The 24,810-nt window shown below is 40.7% G+C and carries 20 protein-coding genes; 9 read left to right on the forward strand and 11 right to left on the reverse strand.

Translation table 11 applies throughout. The features are described from left to right. Positions 1 to 37: 37 nt before the first annotated feature. The gene (locus tag B9A18_RS05520) at positions 38 to 1,333 is read right to left on the reverse strand and encodes an OmpA family protein (protein WP_159452610.1); all 1,296 of its coding nucleotides are present in this window, start codon (positions 1,331 to 1,333) and stop codon (positions 38 to 40) included. Positions 1,334 to 1,612: 279 nt separating this feature from the next. On the opposite strand from B9A18_RS05520, the gene ileS reads away from it, so the two are divergent. The 5 genes from ileS to B9A18_RS05545 all read left to right on the forward strand — a co-directional run bounded on the left by ileS (position 1,613) and on the right by B9A18_RS05545 (position 7,238). Continuing rightward, on the forward strand, positions 1,613 to 5,005 hold the full coding sequence (gene ileS, locus B9A18_RS05525; protein WP_084287929.1) for an isoleucine--tRNA ligase: 3,393 nt from the start codon (positions 1,613 to 1,615) through the stop codon (positions 5,003 to 5,005). Positions 5,006 to 5,012: 7 nt separating this feature from the next. Beyond that, positions 5,013 to 5,393: a TraR/DksA family transcriptional regulator gene (locus B9A18_RS05530; RefSeq protein ID WP_084287931.1), complete on the forward strand. Its 381-nt coding sequence runs from the start codon at positions 5,013 to 5,015 to the stop codon at positions 5,391 to 5,393. A gap of 1 nt (position 5,394) precedes the next feature. Then, complete coding sequence (locus tag B9A18_RS05535; protein WP_084287934.1) at positions 5,395 to 5,997, forward strand: lipoprotein signal peptidase; 603 nt, start codon at positions 5,395 to 5,397, stop codon at positions 5,995 to 5,997. Positions 5,998 to 6,080: 83 nt separating this feature from the next. Then, entirely contained in the window at positions 6,081 to 6,782 is a 702-nt protein-coding gene (locus B9A18_RS05540; RefSeq protein WP_084287937.1) for an SIMPL domain-containing protein, read from the forward strand. A gap of 135 nt (positions 6,783 to 6,917) precedes the next feature. Then, positions 6,918 to 7,238: a hypothetical protein gene (locus B9A18_RS05545; RefSeq protein WP_084287940.1), complete on the forward strand. Its 321-nt coding sequence runs from the start codon at positions 6,918 to 6,920 to the stop codon at positions 7,236 to 7,238. 107 nt (positions 7,239 to 7,345) lie between these two features. Here B9A18_RS05545 and B9A18_RS05550 read toward each other — a convergent pair whose 3' ends face one another. The 4 genes from B9A18_RS05550 to serS form a co-directional block, all read right to left on the reverse strand. Next, positions 7,346 to 10,525: an efflux RND transporter permease subunit gene (locus tag B9A18_RS05550; RefSeq protein WP_084287942.1), complete on the reverse strand. Its 3,180-nt coding sequence runs from the start codon at positions 10,523 to 10,525 to the stop codon at positions 7,346 to 7,348. A gap of 15 nt (positions 10,526 to 10,540) precedes the next feature. Beyond that, a complete protein-coding gene (locus tag B9A18_RS05555; RefSeq protein ID WP_084287945.1) occupies positions 10,541 to 11,656 on the reverse strand; it encodes an efflux RND transporter periplasmic adaptor subunit in 1,116 nt (371 codons plus the stop codon). 4 nt (positions 11,657 to 11,660) lie between these two features. Then, a complete protein-coding gene (locus tag B9A18_RS05560; RefSeq protein ID WP_084287948.1) occupies positions 11,661 to 13,010 on the reverse strand; it encodes a TolC family protein in 1,350 nt (449 codons plus the stop codon). Between the two features lie 214 nt (positions 13,011 to 13,224). After that, positions 13,225 to 14,496, reverse strand: coding sequence for a serine--tRNA ligase (gene serS / locus B9A18_RS05565; RefSeq protein WP_084287951.1), 1,272 nt, complete (start codon positions 14,494 to 14,496; stop codon positions 13,225 to 13,227). A gap of 83 nt (positions 14,497 to 14,579) precedes the next feature. Here serS and rsmI point away from each other — a divergent pair, with 83 nt between their 5' ends. From rsmI to lnt, 3 genes are read left to right on the forward strand one after another with little or no spacing between them, the layout of a single operon-like run. Beyond that, entirely contained in the window at positions 14,580 to 15,293 is a 714-nt protein-coding gene (gene rsmI, locus B9A18_RS05570; RefSeq protein ID WP_144009409.1) for a 16S rRNA (cytidine(1402)-2'-O)-methyltransferase, read from the forward strand. A 41-nt stretch (positions 15,294 to 15,334) separates the two neighbouring features. Next, positions 15,335 to 15,979 carry a PH domain-containing protein gene (locus tag B9A18_RS05575; protein WP_084287957.1) on the forward strand — a complete coding sequence of 215 codons (645 nt, stop codon included), beginning with the start codon at positions 15,335 to 15,337 and terminating at the stop codon, positions 15,977 to 15,979. A gap of 10 nt (positions 15,980 to 15,989) precedes the next feature. Next, entirely contained in the window at positions 15,990 to 17,615 is a 1,626-nt protein-coding gene (lnt, locus tag B9A18_RS05580) for an apolipoprotein N-acyltransferase (protein ID WP_084287960.1), read from the forward strand. 29 nt (positions 17,616 to 17,644) lie between these two features. Here the strand turns inward: lnt and B9A18_RS05585 are convergent, their stop codons facing one another. Then, on the reverse strand, positions 17,645 to 19,285 hold the full coding sequence (locus B9A18_RS05585; RefSeq protein ID WP_084287963.1) for an NAD+ synthase: 1,641 nt from the start codon (positions 19,283 to 19,285) through the stop codon (positions 17,645 to 17,647). A 48-nt stretch (positions 19,286 to 19,333) separates the two neighbouring features. Next, complete coding sequence (locus B9A18_RS05590) at positions 19,334 to 19,996, reverse strand: porin family protein (RefSeq protein WP_084287966.1); 663 nt, start codon at positions 19,994 to 19,996, stop codon at positions 19,334 to 19,336. A gap of 59 nt (positions 19,997 to 20,055) precedes the next feature. Here B9A18_RS05590 and gldB point away from each other — a divergent pair, with 59 nt between their 5' ends. Beyond that, positions 20,056 to 21,084, forward strand: coding sequence for a gliding motility lipoprotein GldB (gldB, locus tag B9A18_RS05595; protein ID WP_084288761.1), 1,029 nt, complete (start codon positions 20,056 to 20,058; stop codon positions 21,082 to 21,084). Here the strand turns inward: gldB and B9A18_RS05600 are convergent. From B9A18_RS05600 to B9A18_RS05615, 4 genes are read right to left on the reverse strand one after another with little or no spacing between them, the layout of a single operon-like run. Further along, the gene (locus tag B9A18_RS05600) at positions 21,065 to 21,796 is read right to left on the reverse strand and encodes a 2-phosphosulfolactate phosphatase (RefSeq protein WP_084287969.1); all 732 of its coding nucleotides are present in this window, start codon (positions 21,794 to 21,796) and stop codon (positions 21,065 to 21,067) included. The genes gldB and B9A18_RS05600 overlap by 20 nt on opposite strands. Positions 21,797 to 21,838: 42 nt before the next feature. Then, the gene (gene gcvT / locus B9A18_RS05605) at positions 21,839 to 22,918 is read right to left on the reverse strand and encodes a glycine cleavage system aminomethyltransferase GcvT (RefSeq protein WP_084287972.1); all 1,080 of its coding nucleotides are present in this window, start codon (positions 22,916 to 22,918) and stop codon (positions 21,839 to 21,841) included. Positions 22,919 to 22,959: 41 nt separating this feature from the next. After that, the gene (locus tag B9A18_RS05610; protein WP_084287975.1) at positions 22,960 to 24,162 is read right to left on the reverse strand and encodes a glycosyltransferase family 4 protein; all 1,203 of its coding nucleotides are present in this window, start codon (positions 24,160 to 24,162) and stop codon (positions 22,960 to 22,962) included. Positions 24,163 to 24,181: 19 nt separating this feature from the next. Beyond that, on the reverse strand, positions 24,182 to 24,793 hold the full coding sequence (locus tag B9A18_RS05615; protein WP_084287978.1) for a ribonuclease HII: 612 nt from the start codon (positions 24,791 to 24,793) through the stop codon (positions 24,182 to 24,184). Between the last annotated feature and the right edge of the window lie 17 nt (positions 24,794 to 24,810).

Below are 24,810 nucleotides of genomic sequence, written 5' to 3' on the forward strand. Positions count from 1 at the left end.
GATTAATGATACAGCCCTTTTTTAATAAGATTATAAGCTATTTTTCTGTTACCCGAATATCAATGCGTCTGTTTTGCGCCCTTCCTTCCGGAGTATCATTAGTTGCAATAGGATGCTCCTGACCATAACCTTCAGCCGTTAAGCGTTTAGCATCTACCCCCAGTTTCACCAGCTCGTTCATAGCCGTATTTGCTCTATCATTGGATATTTTCAAATTCAAAGCAGCATCACCGGTATTATCGGTATAACCGCCCATTTTTAAATGCACAGCAGGATAAGCCTTTAAAATGGCTGCAATATTTTGAAGCTGCTCATGCGATTCCGCTTTTAGCGTGCTCTTTCCGGTTTCAAAGTATAACCTATCGAAAGTAAACCAGGTAGTTTTATCAACCGGTTTGCTTGTATCTTCAATAAACGCGATCAACCTGTTCTCCACAGAGTTTTCTGCGATTTTTATTTCCGTACCATCAGGTAGCTTTTTACTAATCATAGCACCTAAGTCACGCACAAAATCTCCGGCTTCGTTAAGTGTACCTGCCACAGCGGCCCCTGCAGCTTCCATTCCGGTTTTCATGGCGTCCGCAGCATCGCTACCTACAGAATCAACATTGGCAGACAAAGAATCCATGGAACTATTCACCTTCGGGCTATTACATCCTTTGCCCGCAAGCCACCAGATTCCTATGCCTATAATCAATATCGGGATCAGCCATTTAAGGAAGCCGCCACCGGATGACTGAGGAACCTCGTAATTTACATGAGGGGCTTTAGGAATGTCAACCTTTGGCATACTCAAGTTTGGCATCTTCATGTTAGCCAGCCCTAAAGAATCGTTTAACCCTTGTGGTAAGGCAGCGGTAATTTCCGACTTATTTTCAAAAATCTTGCCCAATAAATCAGAAACGCTCCATCCTTTACTGCTCATTAATTTTGAAATATATCCGGTAATTAAGGGAACAATCATTGCCAGCAAGCCCGAGGCTTTAACTGTACTTAGACCACTTGAGGAGGCTACAGCACCAGTTACAGCGTCTGCGTCATTACCAAACAAACCTCCCAAAAGCGATTTACCCTTTTCTAATAAAGTGTCCTGATCACTATTTAAAATATCTTCAGGCCTGCCATCAGCACCGGTATTGGTAACACCGGATAATATTTTACCTAGAAAGCCTGTATTTCCACCAACTCCATTTTTTAAAATGCCTGCTAAAACAGCTGGAATACCGGCAGAAATACCGCTATTTACCTGATCTTCACTTACGCCTGCTTTCTGACTTAAAGATGAAACGACATCACTGCCTATCCCATTCTTTATCATTTCAATTAAATTCATATCTATAGTTTTAGGTTTAGAAATTCTAAGCAAATGCTATTCACCCACACCTTCAACCTCTTTCTGGTACAAAAACAGCACAAGCTGTAAGACACGCAAAACGCTAATAACTTAGTGGTTCAGCGCATATATAATAGGGCTATAACAATCTCATATGCAAAAGGTTTGCAAGAAAAAACCCACTTAATTAAACTTATACCATCAGGCATTCAAAAACACTTCAATGTTTCATTCTAAAACCTTAACTTTGCATCCTTAATTTTTGGAGATACTTGATTGATGTATAGGGAATTTAAACAACTAGAACTAGCTAAAATAGGGGAAGAGATACTTGATTTTTGGAAGGAAGAGAACATCTTTGAAAAGAGCATTTCAAGCCGTCCTGAATCGAACCCTTTTACTTTTTATGAAGGCCCGCCTTCGGCAAACGGAATGCCTGGTATTCACCACGTAATGGCAAGGGCTATTAAAGATATTTTTTGCAGATACAAAACCCTTAAAGGTTATCAGGTAAAGCGTAAAGCCGGCTGGGATACGCATGGCTTGCCGGTAGAACTTGGAACTGAGAAAGAACTGGGTATCACCAAAGAGGATATTGGCAAAACCATCTCCATTGAAGAATACAACGAAGCCTGCAAAAGAACGGTAATGCGTTATACTGATGTATGGAATGACCTGACCGAGAAAATGGGCTATTGGGTTGATATGGAAGATCCATATGTAACCTACAAACCAAAATACATGGAGTCGGTTTGGTGGTTGTTGAAGCAAATTTATGATAAAGGCCTCCTTTACAAAGGCTATACCATACAACCTTATTCTCCAAAAGCGGGTACAGGATTAAGTTCGCACGAGGTAAACCAACCAGGTGCTTACCGCGATGTTACCGACACCACAATTGTTGCCCAGTTTAAAGCACTGCCGGAAACATTGCCTGCATTTTTACAGGGGTTTGGCGACATACACCTGATGGCATGGACCACTACACCATGGACCTTACCTTCGAACACCGCATTAACTGTTGGTCCGAAAATCGACTATGTTTTAGTAAAAACTTTTAACCAATATACTTTCCTTCCAGTAAACGTGATTTTAGCGAAAAATCTGGTTGGAAAACAATTCAATAAAGGATATTTTGAAAGCACTGATGCCGAGGATTTTGAAAACTTCGCCGCCGGTGACAAGAAAATCCCTTATCAGCTGTTAACAGCATGCAAAGGCACAGACCTTGTTGGTATTAAATACGAACAACTTTTAGCCTATACCCTTCCTTACCAAAATCCTGAAAATGCTTTCAGAGTGATCTCCGGAGACTTTGTGACCACAGAAGATGGTACAGGTATCGTGCACACGGCCCCAACTTTTGGTGCTGATGATGCCAGAGTTGCAAAAGAAGCAAGTCCAGAAGTTCCTCCAATGTTGGTGCTGGATGAAAACGGAATAGCCGTACCTTTGGTAGATTTACAAGGTAAATTCACTTCACATATGGGCGACTTAGCCGGAAAATATGTGAAAAACGAATATTACAATGAGGACGAAGTTCCTGAGAAATCTGTTGACGTTGAAATTGCTATCCGCTTAAAAGAAGAAAATAAAGCTTTCAAAGTAGAGAAATATGTTCACAGTTACCCACACAGCTGGAGAACTGATGAGCCGCTTTTATACTATCCACTGGATTCCTGGTTCATTAAAGTTACGGATGTAAAAGACCGTATGTTTGATCTGAACGAGACCATCAACTGGAAACCAAAATCTACAGGTGAAGGCCGCTTCGGAAACTGGCTGAAAAATGCCAACGACTGGAACCTTTCCCGTTCAAGATATTGGGGAATTCCATTGCCAATCTGGAGAACCGAGGATAAAAAAGAAGAAATGATTATTGGTTCTGTTGAAGAACTATACCAGGCCATCGAAAAATCAATTGAAGCCGGCTTCCAGAAAGAAAATCCATTTAAAGGATTTGAAATTGGGAACATGTCGGAAGAAAATTACGACCTGATTGATCTGCATAAAAACGTTGTAGATGGAATCACGTTAGTTTCTCCATCAGGCAAACCAATGGTTCGCGAAAGTGACCTGATTGACGTGTGGTTTGATTCAGGCGCAATGCCATATGCGCAATTGCATTATCCTTTTGAAAACAAAGACAGAGTTGACGAGCATAAGGATTTCCCTGCAGACTTTATTGCTGAAGGCGTTGACCAGACCCGTGGATGGTTCTATACCCTACACGCTATAAGTACCCTTGTTTTTGATAAGATAGCTTACAAGAACGTAGTTTCAAATGGTTTGGTGCTGGATAAAAACGGACAAAAGATGTCTAAACGTTTAGGCAATGCTGCTGATCCATTTAAAACACTGGGAGAATACGGACCGGATGCAACACGCTGGTACATGATATCGAATGCAAACCCATGGGATAACCTGAAGTTTGATATTGAAGGTATTGCAGAGATCCGCCGTAAGTTTTTTGGCACACTTTACAATACCTACGCTTTCTTCGCGCTATATGCGAACATTGATAAGTTCCAGATCAATAAAGAGGAAATGACCCCTGTAGAAAGTCGCAGTGAACTGGATCGCTGGATCCTGTCCTTATTGCAAACACTAATCGCAGAGGTTGATGAAAGCTACAATACGTATGAACCGACTAAAGCTACAAGAGCTATCCAGGCATTCGTTGATGAGCATTTAAGTAACTGGTATATCCGCTTGTCGCGCCGCCGCTTCTGGAAAGGTGAAATGACAGCAGATAAAAAAGCTGCTTACGAAACTTTGTACACCTGTTTAATGAGTGTAGCGCAGATGATGTCGCCGGTAGCACCTTTCTTCTCAGATTGGTTGTTCCGCAACTTAACGGCTGACGATAAACTGAACACTTTTGAATCTATACACCTTACCTCATGGGCTGAGGCAGACACAACCTTAATAGATACTGAGCTGAACGAGAGAATGCACCTTGCACAGGACATCTCATCAATGGTTTTATCCTTACGCAAGAAAACAGGTATCAATGTTCGTCAGCCTTTAGCAAAAATTCTGATCCCGGTACTCGACAACAAGTTTGCAGAAAGAGTAGAACTGGTAAAAGAACTGATCTTGTCAGAAACCAATGTTAAGACGATCGAATACATCACTGATACAGCGGGCTTTATCAAGAAAAAGATTAAACCGAATTTCAAAACATTGGGTCCTAAAGTTGGCAAAGACATGAAAATGGTTGCTGAAGTAGTAAACAATATGAACCAGGATGAACTGGCAAATTTTGAAAATACCGGCAAATTTGCAGTTAGCGGCACGGATTATGTGATTGAGCTGAGCGATGTGGAAATCATTGCGGAAGATATTCCGGGATGGCAGGTTACCAATATGGGAAGTTTAACAGTAGCATTGGATGTTTCGATTACAGAAGCGCTTAAACAAGAAGGTTTATCGCGTGAACTGATCAACAGAATCCAAAACTTAAGGAAAGAAATGAACTACGAGGTAACAGACAGGATTACGGTCACTTTACAAAACCATAACCTGATTGCCGACGCAGTAGCACAAAATAAAACATACATTTGCTCGGAAATTCTAGCGGATAATATTAACTTAACGGAAACTTTAAATAACGGAACCAAAATAGTAATAGACGAAACTGAGCTACAAATTTTGATTGCACAACAATAATTTTATTATGGAAAAAGAGAAAACAAGGTATTCTGACACTGAATTACAGGAATTTAAAGAATTAATCCTAGAGAAACTAAGAATGGCTAGGCAGGAATTCCTTGACCTGACCAACTCATTGAGCAGCCCTAATTCTAACGGAACGGAGGATACTTCTGGAACCTATAAAACATTGGAAGATGGTTCGGCAACATTAGAGAAAGAACAGCTGAATCAACTGGCGGCTCGTCAGAAAAAATTCATCGAGAATTTAGAAGCGGCATTGGTACGTATTGAAAATAAAACTTACGGCATTTGCAGGGAAACCGGCAAATTAATCCAGAAGGAACGTTTACGCGCAGTCCCTCACGCTACTTTAAGTATGGAAGCTAAACTGAAGCAGTCGTAAAATGAAAGGCTATACTAAACCTTTATTAGTTATCTTCTTTGTTTTAGTTGCTGATCAGCTTTTAAAAACCTGGGTAAAAACCAATATGTACCTTGGTCAGGAGTTCAAGATCATTGGCAACTGGTTCATCATCCATTTTACTGAAAATAATGGAATGGCCTTCGGTTTAGAGTTCGGTGGCGAATTTGGTAAACTGGCTTTATCTTTATTCAGAATCGTAGCTGTTGCCGGTATTGGCTATGGCTTACATTACCTGATCCAAAGAAAATACCACAGAGGATTGATATTGAACGTTGCCCTGATCTTTTCAGGCGCATTGGGAAACATCATCGACTCGGTCTTCTATGGTGAAATATACGGATATGAAACCTTGTTCCACGGTCGTGTAGTAGACATGTTCTATTTCCCGATTCTTCAAGGCGTTTTCCCTACCTGGGTACCGATATGGGGTGGTGAAGATTTTATCTTCTTCAGACCGGTGTTTAATATCGCCGATGCTGCAATATCTGTTGGTGTAGTGCTAATCCTAGTCTTCCAGAAATCTTACTTTAAAGAAGATGTGCTTGAAGAGATTAGTCCTAATAATGAGATGGCTGAGGACTAACTGGTAAGATATTTGAAATATAATTATGGAATCGATAAAAAATTTCATCTATATATCAAATACACAAATAAAGAATCACATTTATGAAGAAGTTATTAAGCCTTGCCATCGTTGCCCTTTTTAGTCTAAGCGCTATGGCCCAACAAGTAGATTTACGTAAGAAGATCAATGTTAGCGGATCTGCAGAAGCTGAAGTTATGCCTGATATCATTTACATCAGCATCTCTTTAAAAGAATACCTGAAAGATGGCAACAGCAAGAAAAAAGTAGAAATCACTACCTTAGAAAACGAACTGTTTAAAGCAGTTCAAAATGCAGGAATTGCAAAGGAAAATTTATCAATCACTAATTTATCCAGCTATACTGCAATTGCCCAGAAAAAGAAAAATCCGGATTACCTGGCCAGCAAACAATATCGCTTAAAAGTAACCGATTTAAATAAATGGAATGCCATAATTGATGAGGTAGATGCAAAAGGTATTGCTTATACCAATATCGACAGTTACGACTATTCGAAAATTGAAAGCTTAAAAAAAGAGCTTAAAATTAAAGCGATGCAAGCTGCTAAAGCTAAAGCCACTTACCTGGTAGAAGCCATTGGTGATAAATTAGGTAGCGCATTGGATATCCAGGAGATTAACAATGAAGCTTTCCCTCAACCAATGTACCGTTCAAATGTGATGATGATGAAAGCAGAAGCCAGCGACGCGGCACCTGCAGCAGAGATTGATTTTAAAAAGATAAAATTAAATTACGTAATGAATGTAGTATTTGAGATCAGATAATCTCAATTCTGACCGATACTGTATACAGTTTTCATAAAATACAATAAAAAAAACCTATCAATTAACTTTGGTAGGTTTTTTGTTATTTACTATTTGACAAGCCCTATGGGCAATTAACAACTAAATCAGAAACATATGAAAAAATTAGTTTACACGGTAATCTTAATCTTTACACTGGCCACTAGTGCTAGTACGGTTTCTGCCGCTGAAACAGGCAAAAGCAATAAAGCTAAGACAGAAATGACTGCCGAGCAAAAAGCCCAGCTTGCAAGGATCCAAAACCGCGTTGAAGAGATTAAAAGCATGGATAAATCAGATTTATCCAGAGTAGAGAAAAAAGCCCTTCGTAAGGAACTTAAAGAATTAAAACAAGAAGCTCGTGCAATAGGCGGTGGAGTTTACCTGTCCGTTGGTGCAATTATTATCATCATTTTATTACTGATCCTTATTATATAACAGTATTAAAACCTATATAATACCGTACAGTATCAAGACCCTAACATCTACCTGTTAGCAACAAAAAGAGCTTCCCCTAAAGGAAGCTCTTTTTGTTAAGAGACCGGCTAATCCTCATCCGCATGCAAGGTATCTTTATGATCTTCCGGTTTATATGTAGCTTCCAGTTCGGCCAGTTTCTTTTTACCATATGCAATCCTGGTAATCAGTACAAATAGTACCGGAACGATAAATATAGCGAGCAAAGTTGCCGACAACATTCCTGCTGCCACTGTCCAGCCAATGGTCTGACGCGAAACAGCACCTGCACCGGAAGACAAAATCAAAGGAATAACCCCCAATATAAAAGCCAGTGAGGTCATAATAATTGGCCTCAGCCTTAGCCTTACAGCTTCTATCGTAGCCGCAATAAGCTCCATTCCCCAATCCACCCTTTCCTTGGCAAATTCGACAATCAGAATTGCATTCTTTGCCGACAGCCCGATCAAAGTAATTAAACCCACCTGAGCATATATATTATTATCCAGTTTAGGCAGAAAGGTGAGCGCCAGAATTGCGCCAAATAGCCCAAGCGGTACAGCAAGTAAAATAGAGAAAGGAACAGACCAACTCTCATACAAAGCAGCAAGCAACAGAAATACAAAGACAATAACCAGCGTAAAAATCATGGTTGTACTGTTTCCTGCCTCCGTTTCCTGCAAACTTAATCCGGAAAAGTCGTAACCATAATTAGCAGGCAGCGTTTCTGCCGCAACTTCCTGTAACGCAATAAGCGCATCCCCCGAACTTCGTCCCTGTTTAGCAGCCCCTCCTACTTCTATGGAGCGGAAAAGATTGTAATGGCTAATGATAGATGGGTTTTCTATCACGCTATAAGATACCATAGAACTTAAAGGGACAGAAACACCCGCAACATTTGTTACATAGAGCGTGCTGAGGTTTTCAATCTTTGCTCGATAGTTGGTATCGGCCTGGCTAACCACCCGGAAATTCCGCCCATACTTTGTAAAGTCATTGATGTAACTACTACCCAGATAAGCGGAGATGGTTCGATAAATGGCTCCAATAGAAACGCCCATCTTTTTTGCCTGCTCCCGATCCACATTAACCTTATAGTTTGGTGTTCTTGTATTAAACAAGGTGTAAGCTATCCCAATTTCAGGACGTTGATTAACCGCTGCCAGGAATTTACCTACGTTAGCCTCGAACTCCTTAATGTCTCCGGTTTGTTTCTCCTGCACCTGCAACGTAAAACCACCGCTAATCCCCAACCCGGGTATAGGCGGTGGAGCTACCACCAAAACACTCCCATCCTTATCACCAACAAAAGATTTAGATACTCCCGCCATAATCGTGTTTACATCTTTTTTCCGCTCTTTCCAGTTCTTAAGCTGAACAAAGAAAGTACCTGCATTGGATTTAAATGAGCTATTCAGGATATTGATCCCACCAAGCGAAGTGATGTTATCTACCTCCGGATATTTTGTCCGGATACTGTCTGTAATCCGCTTGATAAAGGCATCTGTACGTGTGGCTGATGCACCTTCCGGTAAGGATGCACCAATTAAAAAGATCCCCGCATCCTCATTAGGGATGAAACCTGTAGGTTTTTTCATGAATAAACCTCCTGTACCCAAATAAATACAGATCAGGATAACCATAACTAAAGGGGCAGCTTTCAAAGCTTTTTTCACACCCATCGAATAACTGTGTGTAACTTTGGCAAACCATCGGTTAAACTTAAAGAAGAACTTATTCAGCCCCTTAGAGTCCTTGTTCAGGTTCATCGGTTTTAACAGGATGGAACAAAGCGCAGGTGTAAGGGAGAGGGCAATAAATGCCGAAATCAATACGGAAACAGCAATAGTGATGGCAAATTGCTGATACAACTGCCCTACCATACCCGGAATAAAACCTACTGGAATAAATACTGCAGCCAGGATCAATGCAATAGCAATTACAGGCGCAGTAATATCTTTCATCGCTCTCCGTGTAGCATCAGGTGCCGACAAACCATCATGATCCATATAATGCTGCACAGCCTCCACCACTACAATGGCATCATCCACCACAATACCTATAGCCAGCACAAAACCAAACATGGTTAACACATTAATAGAGAAACCAAAGAAAGTAAAAAAGATAAACGTACCAATGACCGATACGGGGATAGCCAAAACAGGAATAAGGGTGGCTCTCCAGCTTTGAAGGAAGAAAAAAACCACCAATGTAACTAAAACCAGTGCTTCAATCAGTGTATCCACTACCCCGGCAATAGAAACCTTTACCACAGTAACCGTCTCATATGGAACTTTGTAGTCAAGATCTTTAGGAAAGGATTTTTTCAATTGCTGCATGACCTTGTCAATTCCGTCAGCAGTTTGCACGGCATTTCCCCCCGGACTTTGATAAACGGCCATTAAAGAGGCCACTTTGCCATTGACTTTTGAGGTTATAGCATAACTAAATGAGCCTAATTCTACCCTTGCAATATCTTTAAGATAAACTGCGGAGCCGTCTTTACCGGTCTTAACCACTATATTTTTAAACTGGTCTATGGTATTCAGGTCGCCATCAAGAAGAACAGAGAATTCAAATGTCTGATAATTATGTTGTGGCGGCCCACCTACGCTACCACCCGGGATCCTGGTATTTTGTTCCTGAATAGCCACAGATACATCGGCCGGAGTAAGGCCTAATGCGGCTAGCTTGTTGGCATCCAACCATACCCGCATACTAAAAGGCTGCCCAAAAGCTTGTACATCACCTACTCCCTTAACCCTGAGAATGGCATCTTTTACATAAAGATTAACGTAATTGGCAATAAATTTTTGATCATAAGTCCCATTGGGCGAATACAAGCCTATAACCATCAAAATATCACTGTTCGCTTTCTTGGTAGTTACACCTAATCGGGTAACCGCTTCAGGCAAAGAAGGCTCAGCAATCCCTACTCTGTTCTGCACATCTAAAGCCGCAACATCAATATTGGTCCCCACATCAAAAGTAACGGTAATGGACGACCGGCCATCCGAAGTGCTGTTGGATGATAAATACTTCATTCCGGGTGTACCGTTAATCTGACTCTCTATCGGTGTGGTTACCGTTTGTTCTACCGTTTGCGCATCAGCACCAGTATAATTACCCGAAACCGTAACCGTTGGCGGGGCAATCGTTGGATACTGACTGATCGGTAAAGTTGTAATGACAATAACGCCAATAACAACAATTAGTATAGATATAACTATGGCCGTGACCGGGCGTCTGATAAATACTTCTGAGATCATAAGCTTGAAATTCTTTTAAAACTTTACAACTGCCCCCGGACGTACATTCTGGGCACCATCCGCAACAATCACCTCTCCCGCCTTTAGTCCTTCGCCCACCACCACATTGCTGCCAAATTGCTTACCCAGTTTTATAATCCGCTGTTCAGCCTTACTACTGTCGCCCACCACATACACATAAAATGAGCCCAGTTGCTCAGCTACAGCTTTATAAGGAATAACCAATTGATTTTCAGTCGATTTATTCAAAACCAGAAGATTTACCGTCATCCCGGCAATCAGCTTATCCATTTCATTAGGATAACTAATCCTGACCTTGATCGTTCCTGTAGATGGGTCAACTGCCCGATCAATAGTTAAAATCATTCCCTGACGCTTATAAATACTCTTATCCTGCAATTGCACACTAAGCAGAGAATCCTTTATCGCTGCCGGATTATTTTTCATACTGATGAAGCGGGGGATTTCACGCTGATTTACCGCGATATCTACACCAATTGGATTGTTGGTCGACACCGTATTCAAAAGCGTGGTACCTGCAGCAACCAACGCGCCCTGCTTTACCTGTGATATGCCAATTGTACCACTCAGTGGAGATACAATCACCGACCGTTGCAGATCATTTTGTGCAGCAGAAAGGTTAGCCTTCGCAGCAGTTACCTGCGATTCAGCATTGGCCAGATCTGTAAGGGCATAATCAACCCGTTGCTTCGCAATTGCTTCCTGAGCAGCAAGCCTTGTATACCGATCCGCATCCTTTTTACTTTTATCACGATTGGCCTGAGCCATTTGTACATTTGCTCTTGCCGAATTATAAGCCGCCAGATACTTAGTCCGGTCAATTTCGTAAAGCTTTTGCCCTTTACTTACCTTCTGACCGTCCTTAATATATATTGCCGTAATGTATCCACCAACCTGCGCACGAAGTTCAACCTCATTTAAAGCTACAACAACCCCGGGATAGGTATCCACCGTTGTTACAGGTTCGGCAGCAACCGTGTAAGCCGTTACCGGAGTTGGAGGAGGCGGACCTGCCTGCTGCTGCGCAGTTTTATGATCACCACCACATGATGCTAAAGAAATGGACCCCAGTATTACAATGCCTAATTTTATGTGATTAACCGTATTCATTTGCTTATTGATTTACGATAATTGTTCCTAATGCTTGCTGTACATCTAGTTTTGAAGAAAGCAGACTATACAATGAATTTAAGTAATTGAGTTGCGTAGTGCGCAGGTCCGTTTCCGCGGTCATCAGATCAAGGTAAGTCTTAATCCCCTCGTCATACTGTTGCTTAATAACATTGTAAACCTGTTTGGAAAGTTCCACATTGGCAAGGGTTGTCTTCCAATCGTTAAGGTTAGCTTTATAAGTCGCTATTGCCTGCTCGTACTGAGTATTGATCTGATTTTTGGTATTCAACAAATCCAGATCTATTCTTCTTTCCTGCAATTCAGACTTTCTCACTTCCTGTATTCTTTTCGTCCCCTGAAAGATGGGTATATCCAACGTTAGTCCAAACAGAGAGCTCGGAAAGTTTCTATCGTACAAATTGCTGAAAGTGTTGTTTTGATAGTTCCAGTTATAGTTTATAAAACCGGATATAGAGGGCAAAAAGGTCCATTTATTATAAGTCGTATTCAAATGCTGCAATTGCTTTTGCGTTTGTAGCAAGCGATATTCAACCCTATTCTCGTAATTACGAGCCTGATTGGTATCCAGCAGCACCTCATTTTCCATGCGCATCGCCTCAAAATTGAGACTAAAATCTTTATCGCTGCTATACCCTATCGTTTGTTTAAGGTACGCGTATTTATATTTCAACAACTCCTCTGCTCTTTTTCTGTCTGCTTTGGAATTGCTTAAACTAATTTGCGCCCTTTGATAATCCGTTTTATCAACCAGTCCAACATCATATTGAGCACGGGCATCTTTAAATTGCTTTTCCAGTCGGACAATCGTTTCATTAATGATATTTAACTGCTCTCTGCTCGTCAGAATATCAAAATAAGCCTTGCTTACCTCAACAACCGTATTGATCCTTGCATTTTCGGTGCTCTCTTTATATTGCAACCTATAAAATTTAGCAGCTTTAGAAGCCTGGATCAAACCGGCATCTAAAAACTTCTGATCGGCCTGCAAAGAAAAGTTGGAAGTGTGTTTAGTACCAAGTATCAATAAGGAAGTTTCGTCACCAATCGTTAAGGTACTTTGCTGTTGTTTCAGATTATAATTATAAGCTGCACTACCCTTAATTTGTGGAAGCCAGCCCGACAGCGCAGATTTAATATCCCTTTCGCCTATTTCTTCATCAATTAAGGCCTGCTTAACCCCGGGTTTATTAACTAAGGCATAATTTATAACCTCCTGAAGAGAGGCATTAGTGAGCACTTTATTCTGATCTCCTGTTTGCCCAAATGCCAATGAGCACAATACAACTGGTAAGCTTAAGAGAAACATTAAAAATGATAGATGTAGTCTCATATAATAAAGATGAATTATAAATCTGCTCAGCTAGCTCAAATAAATTAACTACAAATCAGCCGCAAAAAAGTTCTAAAATTCTGAACAGCAGCTATAATACGGGCAAAGAAAAGGATACACACTAAGGCGATGGCCTAAAAAAAAAGCGGCCATTATACTAAAACATATTAGTATAATGGCCGCTTACAATTAAGGGCTTCTAAAATAGCAGACCTTAATCTATATATTCGAAGCCTGTATATTTTACCAATGCTTCTGGAATCTTAATTCCTTTATCAGTTTGATTGTTTTCTAAAATTGCAGCTACGATACGTGGCAATGCTAAAGCACTTCCATTTAAAGTATGTGCCAATTGTGTTTTACCCGTTGCACCTTTAAATCTCAGTTTCAACCTGTTACTTTGATAAGTTTCAAAGTTTGATACGGAAGATACTTCTAACCAACGTTGCTGTGCTGCACTCCAAACTTCCATATCGTAAGTCATAGCAGCTGTAAAGCCCATATCACCTGCGCATAAACGAAGGACCCTGTAATGTAAGCCAAGCTTTTGCAACAGGCTTTGTACGTAAGCGCTCATATCTTCAAGCACCTGGTAAGACTGATCCGGATGAACGACCTGAACAATCTCTACCTTATCAAATTGATGTAACCTGTTTAATCCACGAACATGCGCTCCATAAGAACCTGCCTCGCGACGGAAACATGGCGTATATGCTGTATTTTTAACCGGCATTTCTTCTTCCTTTAAAATCACGTCTCTATAAAGATTCGTAACCGGAACTTCTGCAGTAGGAATAAGATATAAGTTATCCACCCCAGCATGATACATTTGTCCTTCTTTATCAGGCAACTGTCCTGTTCCAAAGCCCGAAGCTTCGTTTACCAGGTGTGGCACCTGCATCTCACGATAACCGGCATCTGTTGAATGATCTAAAAAAAAGTTGATCAATGCGCGCTGCAAACGCGCGCCTTTACCTTTGTAAACAGGAAACCCTGCACCGGTAATTTTTGTACCCAGTTCAAAGTCAATGATATCATATTTTGAAGTCAACTCCCAGTGCGGTAAAGCAGCCGCTGTCATTACCGCTGGTTCACCATGCGTATACACAATCTCGTTTTCTTCTGCAGTACTACCCGCTTTCACCAAATGATGTGGCAGGTTAGGTAATTGCACAATCAGGCTATGTAAAGCAGCTTCAGCAGCGGCCAAATCATCAGATAAACCTTTAATCTTTTCCTTATTGTTTGTTGTCTCTGCTTTTAACGCATCAGCTTCATCCTTTTTTCCGTTACGCATCAACTCACCAATCTGTTTTGCGCTCGAATTTGCAATAGCGGAGAGATTATCTAACGAAGTTTGTAATTGTCTTCTTTCTTCGTCAGTCTTAATAATTTCATCAACCAATTCTGGTTGCTTAAAGTTTCTCCGGCCTAAGCCTTCTAAAACTTTCTCTCTATTTTCACGGATATAGTTAACTTGCAACATTATTTATTTTTTTAAACAAAGATAAGAACTTAACGCACATTTTGCTATGGAGAATGGGGTTAAGCAAATCTGAACTCAATAATATGGAAGGTAAACTTTTTCTTGTTCCTACACCGATTGGTAATCTGGAGGATATGACCTTTAGGGCTATACGGATTTTAAAAGAAGCGGATGTGATCCTCGCTGAGGATACCCGAACCAGCGCTCCTTTATTAAAACATTTTGGAATAGATAAAAAGGCCTACTCCCACCATCAGCATAACGAACATCAGGCAACGACCGAAATTATACGCTTCTTAAAAGAAGGAAAAAATGTTGCGCTGATCTCTGACGCCGGCACTCCTGCGATATCTGACCCGGGTTTCTTCCTCGTAAGAGAGACGCTAAAAAACGACCTGCAAGTGGAATGTTTACCTGGAGCTACTGCATTTGTACCTGCCCTGGTTAACTCCGGACTGCCATCTGATGCTTTTGTTTTTGAAGGCTTTTTACCAGTAAAAAAAGGCCGACAAACGCGTTTTAAGAAACTAGCCGATGAAGAGCGTACCATGATATTTTATGAAAGTCCCCATCGCTTACTGAAAACATTGGAGGAATTCGCGCAGTATATGGGCGAAGACCGTCAGGCTTCGGTTAGCCGCGAGCTGACCAAAATGTACGAAGAGACCGTAAGAGGTACACTAGCCGAAATTAAATCACATTTTGAAAACAATATATTAAAAGGAGAGTTCGTAATTTGTGTTGCCGGTCGCGAAGAGGTAAAGAAAAAGGAGAAGTATAAAGCCGATAAGGATTAATTAGGTTCAATTTTTGATACTTCAATATAAAAAGAAATACAATGATATTAATTGATAGATTTTTAAGTGACGAACAGGACCCGAAAGCTGTTGAAAAAGTATTGGGTAAACTGAACGACATGCTGAGCACCAATGAGGAGCTAATTTATATGGCAGTACAGAAAAAGCCCGCTGTAAACTTGCTTCCTGATTGCATCGCTGTAAGTAACAAGCGTATTTTTTATTGTGAGCCGGGTAACTTTGGCATCACCATGAATTTCAAGGACATCTCCTGGAAAAGCATTAAAGAGGTTTCCTTTAAAGAAGAAATATTTGGCTCGAAGTTCATCTGCGTACCCCTACATGGCGAAAACATCATCACCGAATACATCCCTAAAGTACAGGCGCGTAAATTATATCAGGCAGCTTATGAGCAATTGGAGAGCTTTAAGGAGCAACAACGACAAACAGACTTAGAAGAAAGACGCTCTACAACTTCACCTGTTACGGTTAATGCAGTAGCACCCGAACCAGTAGAAGAACCTGTTGCTTTATTTACCCCTCCCGTGGTTACACCTGCAGCTGTTGAGGAAGTTGAAGATGAAACAACTTTGAAACTGAGAAAGCTAAAAAGCCTGTACGACAAACATTTGATTACCCAGGAAGAATACGAAGCAAAAAAAGCCGATATTTTAGACAGCTTATAAGCAACAATTAATGAATTTTAAGCAGACTGCCCCACTGGCCTTGCTCAGCGCATTTTTAATGTGGCTGGCCTGGCCACCAATCCCTTATACCACGCCCTTATTATTAGTTGGTTTAGTTCCTTTACTCATTGCGTTAGACAAACTTACGGCAGATAAAAGTGCAGTAAAAATCGGAAAAAAGGTCTTCCTGACTGCCGGACTTACCTTTCTGGTCTGGAACACCGCATCAATTTACTGGGTTTATAATGCCATCAGTGCGGTAAACAATCCTGTTGTAGCAGCATTTGTATCCTTGATTCCTTTTGGCCTCGGGGCTTTACTCATGACTTTTGCTTTCTGGCTATATTACCGTTTACAAAGGGTAACCACTAAGAAGGTTGCTTATGCAGGCTTAATTTCCTTCTATGTAGCCATGGAATACCTGCACCAGACCTGGGATCTGGCTTTTCCATGGATGACTTTAGGGAATGGTTTATCAGGCATGCACCAGTTGGCACAATGGTATGAATATACCGGTGTTTATGGTGGTTCTGTATGGATATTGCTCAGTAATATTTTAGCTTTCGAAGCCTATAAAAGCTTTAAATCAGGCTCAATAGGTTATGCCAAAATCAGACCTGCATTAATCTGGAGCTTGTTTATTATACTACCCATTGCCATATCGTTAACAAAATACAACCAGTATAAGGAAAAAGTACTGCCCATAAATGTGGTCACTGTACAACCTAATATCGACCCTTATAAAAAATTCGGCGGTCTATCTTCTGCCGAGCAAATGCAAACCCTTATCCGACTTTCGGATTCCGTAGCTCAGCCCAATACCGAGTATTTCATCTGGCCTGAAACAGCTATCCCTACCGGCGTAGATGAAGACCGCATACGTAGCAATGCTGATTTTATAACGGCTCAGGAATTCCTTGAAAAATATAAAAACGGAACATTAGTTACCGGCCTGGAAAGCGTAAAATTCTATCAGGACAAACAAACTTTATCCGCAAGGAAGTATGACAACAGCACTTATGTTGATGTTTTCAATGCTGCAGTACAGATAGAGAACTCAGCCAACGTACAATTTTACCATAAATCAAAACTGGTACCCGGTGTAGAAAAGATGCCATTCCCGGCAGCATTATCAGTATTAGGACCTGTCTTTGAAGGTTTCGGCGGTACAGTAGGTGGTTACGGATGGCAAAAAGAACCGGGCGTATTTTTTGCTTATAGCGGTACAGGAGTAGCTCCGGTAATTTGCTATGAATCTATATGGGGTGAATGGATTGCAAGATCAGTTAAAAATGGGGCTCAGTTCATCGCTGTGATCACCAATGACGGCTGGTGGGGCAACACCTCAGGCAAAGACCAACACTTGTTATACGCCAAATTACGGGCGATTGAAACTCGTCGTTATGTAGTACGTTCGGCGAATACAGGAATCTCCTGTTTCATCAACCAAAAGGGAGATGTGATCAAACAAGCGGACTGGTGGACCAGAACTGCATTAAAAGCCGACATCAACTTAAACGATGAGCTGACAACCTATGTTAAAACAGGCGACATCATCGCTAAGTTTTTATGCATAACAGCCTTCCTGCTCGCTTTAATTATCCCTTACAGGAAATGGATTAAAAAGAGCGCTTAAGAGCGTTTAAAAGCGCTCAAGATTTTTTTTTAAGAAAGATACTTACCAACTATCGGCATTCTACGCCCCATACCAAAAGCCTTAGGCGATACGCGTAAGATTGGAGGGGTTTGGTAACGCTTAAACTCGGCATTGTTTACCAGTTTAATGATCCGTCTAACCAGAGCCTCATCAAAGCCTTGTGCAATAATGGCCGATGAGCTTTGTTTTAATTCGATATACTGGTATAATATGCTATCAAGGATATCATAATCAGGCAATGAATCAGAATCCTTCTGTCCGGGTCTCAACTCGGCAGAAGGCGGTTTAACAATAGAGTTTTCAGGAATCACTATACCATCCTTATTGATATAATGAGCTAACTGGTAAACCTGATTTTTATAAACATCTCCAATTACACCTATAGCCCCACACATATCACCATACAAGGTGCCATAACCTACCGCACACTCGCTTTTATTAGAAGTATTTAATAAAATATATCCGAATTTATTAGACATCGCCATCACGATAATTCCACGACAGCGGGCCTGTATATTTTCTTCGGTAAGGTTAAATGGTAAATCTTTAAAAGCAGGTGCCATCATGCTATCGAATGCATCAGCAGCCTCCTTTATAGGAATAATCTCATGTTTACAACCCATGTTGTTAACCAGATCCAGGGCGTCTTGTATCGAGTGATCTGAAGAATACTTAGAAGGCATCAAAACGGCCATCACATTTTCAGCACCTAAAGCGCGGCAAGCAAGTGCACACACAATGGCCGAATCAATCCCTCCTGAAAGGCCCAATACCGCTTTACTGAATCCGGATTTGGTAAAATAATCTTTAATACCCAATACCAGTGCTTCGTAAATCTGCTCTACATCCGGAACCGTCTGATGTTGAATAGGTGCATAACCTTTAATACTATTGTCTTCAAATTCGTAAATGCGCAAGTCTTCTTTAAAATACGGCATTTCGTCGATCAGGTTTCCTTTAGCATCAAATGCCAGCGAGCCACCATCAAAAACAATCTCGGTTTGTGCACCGACCTGGTTCACATATAATAAGGGTAAATTGTATTGTTTCGCATTATTAGAAAGCACTGAAACGCGTTCATCATCGTGCAGGTAAGAGAATGGCGATGCAGCAATATTAATCATCAATTCAGGCTGTTCTTTGGCCAACTCATCCATTGGTGAAGATATATACAGTGGATTATTGTTGATGTTCCACAGATCTTCACAGATGGTAACGGCAATTTTAACACCTTTGAAATCTACGCAGGCAAATTCCCTGGCAGGCTCAAAATAACGGTATTCATCAAACACATCATAATTAGGCAACAGGGCCTTCTTAATTACATTTTTCACCTGCCCATCCGCTATAAAATAAGCAGCATTGTATAAATCTTTACCGGCAAGCACTTCATTTTTAACAGGCAAACCAACAATACAGGCAATGTCTTTACAATGCGTTGCAATTTGCTGAGCCGCCTTTTCGCAAAGGTCAATGAACTCCTCAAACTCCAGAAAATCGCGTGGCGGATACCCACATATCGCAAGTTCAGCAAATACAACCAGATCTGCACCTTTGGCTTTGGCCAGTTCAATGTGCTCGATGATTTTATTCGTGTTGTGTTCGAAATTGCCAATATGATAGTTGAGCTGTGCTAATGCGATGTTCATTGGATAAATATATGTATGTGGGTTTATAATTAAATCGCGGCTTAAACTTTAAAAGAAAACGCCGAAATTAATGCCAAGATAATGATTACGTACATTAGAATTATTATTCTTCGTAATATCTGTAAAGCCATTGTTATAGGTTAAACCACCAAAAATGCTGGTATTCCCTGCAATGTCAAACTCACCACCCGCTCCTAATATTAAACCTGCTCTGTAAAATGTAACTCCGGCATCTGCATCTATGATATCAGGGCGGCCGCTCGACTTGGTGTCCAGTTTATCTCCCAACTTGAAGTCGTTAGAAAGACCAAACTGTCCATACCAGCGTACATCACCAATTTTAGTTGTTTTAAGTTTAACAGTCACTGGAATTTCAAGATATTGAAGTTTGTACTTATACTGATTAGTCCCTTGTACTGGTACAGCGCCTGCCCCATTTTCTGTAAAAGCCTCTGTACTTCTTCCGTTTATGGTAGTGATGGTAAGCCCTGTGGCGAAACTATAGTTTTCAGCAAAATTGAAGTCCCCCAGTAATCCGTAAGAAAATCCGAGTGAAACGCCATTGCTTTTACCAACTTTCGGTTTTACCCAGCCAATAGTAGGGTGTGCAGTCAGACCTAACCTAAAAGTATAATCGGGAATTGCGGGCATCTGAGCGAAGAGATTCGCAGTTAAAAAGAATAACAGAAAGCTTATAAAAGTTTTTTTCATTGGATAAATTTGTTTTTAATGAACCTTATGGTTTCATTATATCTATATCTTTGTTTCTAATGAACTATAACGTAAAATTCAGCCAAAGCTATCTATTTTTTCTGTTTATATTAACTTTTCTTTCCTGCAAGCAAGGGACCAAACCTGATGTAAGCAACATAAAACTAGACGTAAAAATTGAACGTTTTGACCAGGAGCTGTATAACAGCAAATCCAAAGACCTTAAACAAACGGATGTTCTGCTTCAAAAAAAATACGGTGCATTTTACGACGATTATGTACATCGTATGGTGGGCAACTATAGTTACAGCAATGAAGAAATATTAGCTACCTTATTTAAAGACAAGGCCTTCTACGACCTAAACAAAGAGGTGGACAGTGTTTTTCCTAACCTCACACCTGTGGAGACAGACCTCACACAAACTTTTAAATACATTAAACATTATTACCCTAATGCCAGGGTTCCTCAGTTTATTGCTTTTATGTCGGGATTTTCCGTACAAACGCCTATTGGCGATCAGTATATGGGCATAGGTTTAGACATGTTTTTAGGGAAAAACAGCCAATTTTACCGGGCAATTGTTGAAAGCGTTCCGCTTTATTTGTCGCGACGCTTTACGCCACAATACATCGTTCCAAGGGTTACCGAAACTTATGCCCGGGAAGAGCTTTTTGCAGAGCGTGATGAAGACAGAACGCTACTGGCAAAAATGATACACAATGGAAAAATACTATATTTTATGGACCAGGTTTTGGCCGATGAAGTGCCCGACTCTGTTAAAATTGGCTATACCACAAAACAGCTCGACTGGTGTAAAGCATTTGAAGGAGACATCTGGGCTTACTACTTACAAAGTAATCTCTTATTCGAAACAGACTATCAGAAAATACAGGTGCTATTAAGTGAAGGTCCATTTACACCCGGATTGGGAGAAAGAAATGAATCCGCACCAAAATTAGGTGTATGGACAGGTTGGCAAATCGTGAAAAAATATATGCAGGAAAATAAGAACATCACTTTACAACAGCTAATGGCTGAAAAGGATGCTCAAAAAATACTACAGGCTTCTAAGTACAAACCAAAGTAAGCGGAACCAATTCCTCTCCTACCAGCACAGGTATCGCCTCACAAATATCCAGCTGCAGACAGAACTTTACATCTTCTTCGATGTTCAGTTCGGCCAAACGATGGCTATGTGAAGATTTATGCAGGTAACTTCTCAGATCGTCTTTAGCCAGTAAATAGATATCTTCGGCAGCAACGCATGAATCACAAAAATGCGTAAAATCTTTGCGGAGTTCGTTTACAACCGCACCGGCAAACAGGGTATCTTCCAGATTGAATTTATCTTTCCATCCGGCACAAAGCAACAAAACATCACGTTTCTGCATCCTAAGCCAGTTACAAAGTGCCTTTAAATTCAGAAATGAACCGATAACTACCTGAGCAGCCTGAGCGTTAGCCATGTGCAGCGCCTTGGTTCCGTTTGTCGTCGTTAATACGATTGTCCTTCCTTTTACCTTCTCCCTGCTATAGGAAAATGGAGAGTTGCCAAAGTCATAGCCTTCAACAACTTCTCCATTTCGCTCTGCTGCAAGCAAAAACCCTTTATCTGCATAGTTCAAACAATCTTCTACCTGGGAAACAGGAATAATCGCATTTGCACCATTATCAATGCCATACACCATAGACGATGTTGCCCTTAATATGTCAATAACAACTACAACACTTTCTTTAGTGTCGTACAGATTTAATAATGCGGGCGTTAAACAAACTTCTATGCTTTTTTTATTTTGCATTGGTAGTCGATTGGTAATTTAGAGGAGGGTTTATGAATACTATTATTTATAAAAAGGGAACTTAACTACTTTAGCCCTGATTTTATTGTTACGGATATTGATGAAGATTTCAGTTCCTTCTTTGGCCAAAGCTTTATCAATATATCCCATACCAATTGCTTTTTGCAATGATGGAGATTGCGTACCAGAAGTAACTTTACCAATCACATTTCCTTCAGCATCTACGATTTCATAATCATGACGAGGGATACCTCTGTCGATCATTTCAAATCCGATCAGCTTGCGTGGTACACCAGCTTCTTTTTCCGCTAATAAGGCCTCAGAATTGGTAAACACTTTAGAGAATTTAGTAATCCAGCCTAATCCTGCTGCTATAGGAGAAGTCGTATCATCAATGTCATTTCCATATAAACAGAAACCCATTTCCAAACGTAAGGTATCTCTTGCACCTAAACCAATTGGCTTAATATTGAAAGGTTTACCTGCTTCAAAAATAGCATCCCAGATTACATCAGCATGCTCATTGTCGAAATAAATTTCAAAACCACCAGCACCTGTATATCCTGTTGCAGAGATTACTACATTCTCAATATCTGCAAATGTACCTTTTACGAAATTGTAATATTCCATCGAAGCCAGATCAACCTCAGTTAAGCTCTGTAATGCTTCTGCTGCTTTAGGACCTTGAATGGCTAACAAAGAAGTTTTGTCAGATATATTGTGCATTTCTACACCTTTGGTATTGTATTTCTGGATCCAGTTCCAGTCTTTCTCTATGTTCGAGGCATTAACTACCAACATATAAGTTAACTCATCAATGCGGTAAACCAATAAATCATCCACAATACCACCATCTTCATTTGGCAGACAGGAGTACTGAATTTTACCATCATATAATTTTGATGCGTCGTTGCTGGTTACACGTTGGATTAAATCCAAAGCATTTTCACCTTTTATGATGAACTCACCCATGTGGCTAACATCAAAAACGCCCACGCTTGTTCTTACTGTAGCGTGTTCTGCGTTTATGCCTTCGTATTGTACGGGCATGTTGTATCCAGCGAAAGGAACCATTTTGGCGCCCAATGAAATGTGTTTATCGGTTAGTGCGGTATTCTTCATACGGTTTAATATTCTATAAAACGTGGCAAAGGTATATAAATTTAGGCACTAATTAATTTTTGATAGACTTTCAACATTCTTTCTGAAATAACATTGATATCGTGGTCTCTTTCTACTGTTTTCCGGGCGTTCCGGCCTATTTCGAGCCACTTTTTGGGGTTAGTGATGCATTGCAGAATTGACCTGTAAAATTCATCAGCAGTATTCGCAATCAATATATCTTTACCATGCTGGCATTTGATACCTTCGGCAGCCATGCTGGTCGCAATAATGCACTTGCTCATGGCCATCCCTTCGATAATCTTAACCCGCATCCCACTGCCTGATAACAATGGAACTATCATGATAGATTTAGAATTTATAAACTCCACTGCATCAAACACCTCGCCTTCAACCACTACATTTTCTGAATCGTATTCAAAAAACTCACGCGGCATATTCTTTCCGGCAATGTAAAAGCGAAGCTCACTATTTAATTTTTCAATATCCGGCCATATTTCATCCAGGAACCACTCCAGCCCTTCTTTATTCGGCAGCCAGTCCATGGCACCAAGGTGAAACAGCGTAGGGAAACTGGTCTTGGCCGGATCCGTAATGTATTTTTCGAAATCGAGTGCTACAGGGAAAACCTCCATAGCCGTCTCGCAACCTAACCTTAGAATGCTTTGCCGATCGGGTTCACTGATGGCAAACACCTGATCAAAACGGTTGATCTGTTCCGTCTCATAATGCTTTAAACGCCGTGCTAAAAACTCCAGATATGTTCTTCTTGGAGTAAAACGCTCACGCAAGGCTAAACGCTCCCATACATCATACTCAATATTGTGTGCCCGGTAAATCACTTTCGCATTACTATTGGCCTTCACAATATCCAGATAAGGCACAACAAAAAGCCCTTCGAACTGTATGATGTCGAACTCCGTTTCTTTTAAAATATCCTCGAGCAAACGTCCTGCATCCTCATCAAAGTACCTGGAAACATTATACGATTGATTGGAAAAAACATTGAGCAGTGCACCCCATACGTTTACGTCAGTATCGAGGTTGAAGGAATGAAATTTTATACTGTCAAAAACAGAATCATAAATATCATCTACATCAACACTGTACTTTCTCGGATTGATACTGAACAAAGTAATATCTACCCCAAGCTTTAGCAGGCCTTTGATAGTATTGTAAACCACTATCGGATACCCACTATTGGGTGGAAACGGAACTCTGTTTGTCAGGATCAGTGTTTTCACAATTACGTGAAAATACTAATTATCCTTCGATTTCGGAAAATAGATTAAGTTGTGGATCACTTATATTGAAAGTTTTACGGTGATATGGCGATAAACCATGCTCAATTGCCGCTGTCCGGTGAACGACTGTTGGATAGCCCTTATTCTGTTGCCACTGATAAAGAGGATATTCCCCCGATATCCGCGCCATAAATTCATCCCTGTGTGTCTTGGCCAATATGGAAGCGGCAGCGATATTTAAATATTTACCGTCCCCCTTAACAATACAGGCATGCGGAATATCCGCATACTTTTTAAAACGGTTACCATCAATACTCAGGTACTGAGGTTTAACATGTAGCTTTTCTATCGCCCGGTGCATGGCTAAAAAAGAAGCATTAAGGATATTAATTTTATCAATTTCGATGTTATCAACCTCAGCAACCGCCCATGCAATGGCCTCCTTCTCTATGATTACCCTCAGCTCATTTCGTTGCTGATGGTTCAATTGCTTCGAGTCGGTGAGTATGCCGGCAACAAAATCAGGCGGTAAAATTACGGCAGCGGCAAATACCGGTCCCGCTAAACAACCTCTACCCGCTTCATCACATCCGGCTTCTAATAATTCTTGCTGATAACAGTTCAATAACATATTTTACAAAGTTAATA

The sequence above is a fragment of the Pedobacter nyackensis genome (genome assembly GCF_900176505.1).
GTDB lineage: Bacteria > Bacteroidota > Bacteroidia > Sphingobacteriales > Sphingobacteriaceae > Pedobacter > Pedobacter nyackensis.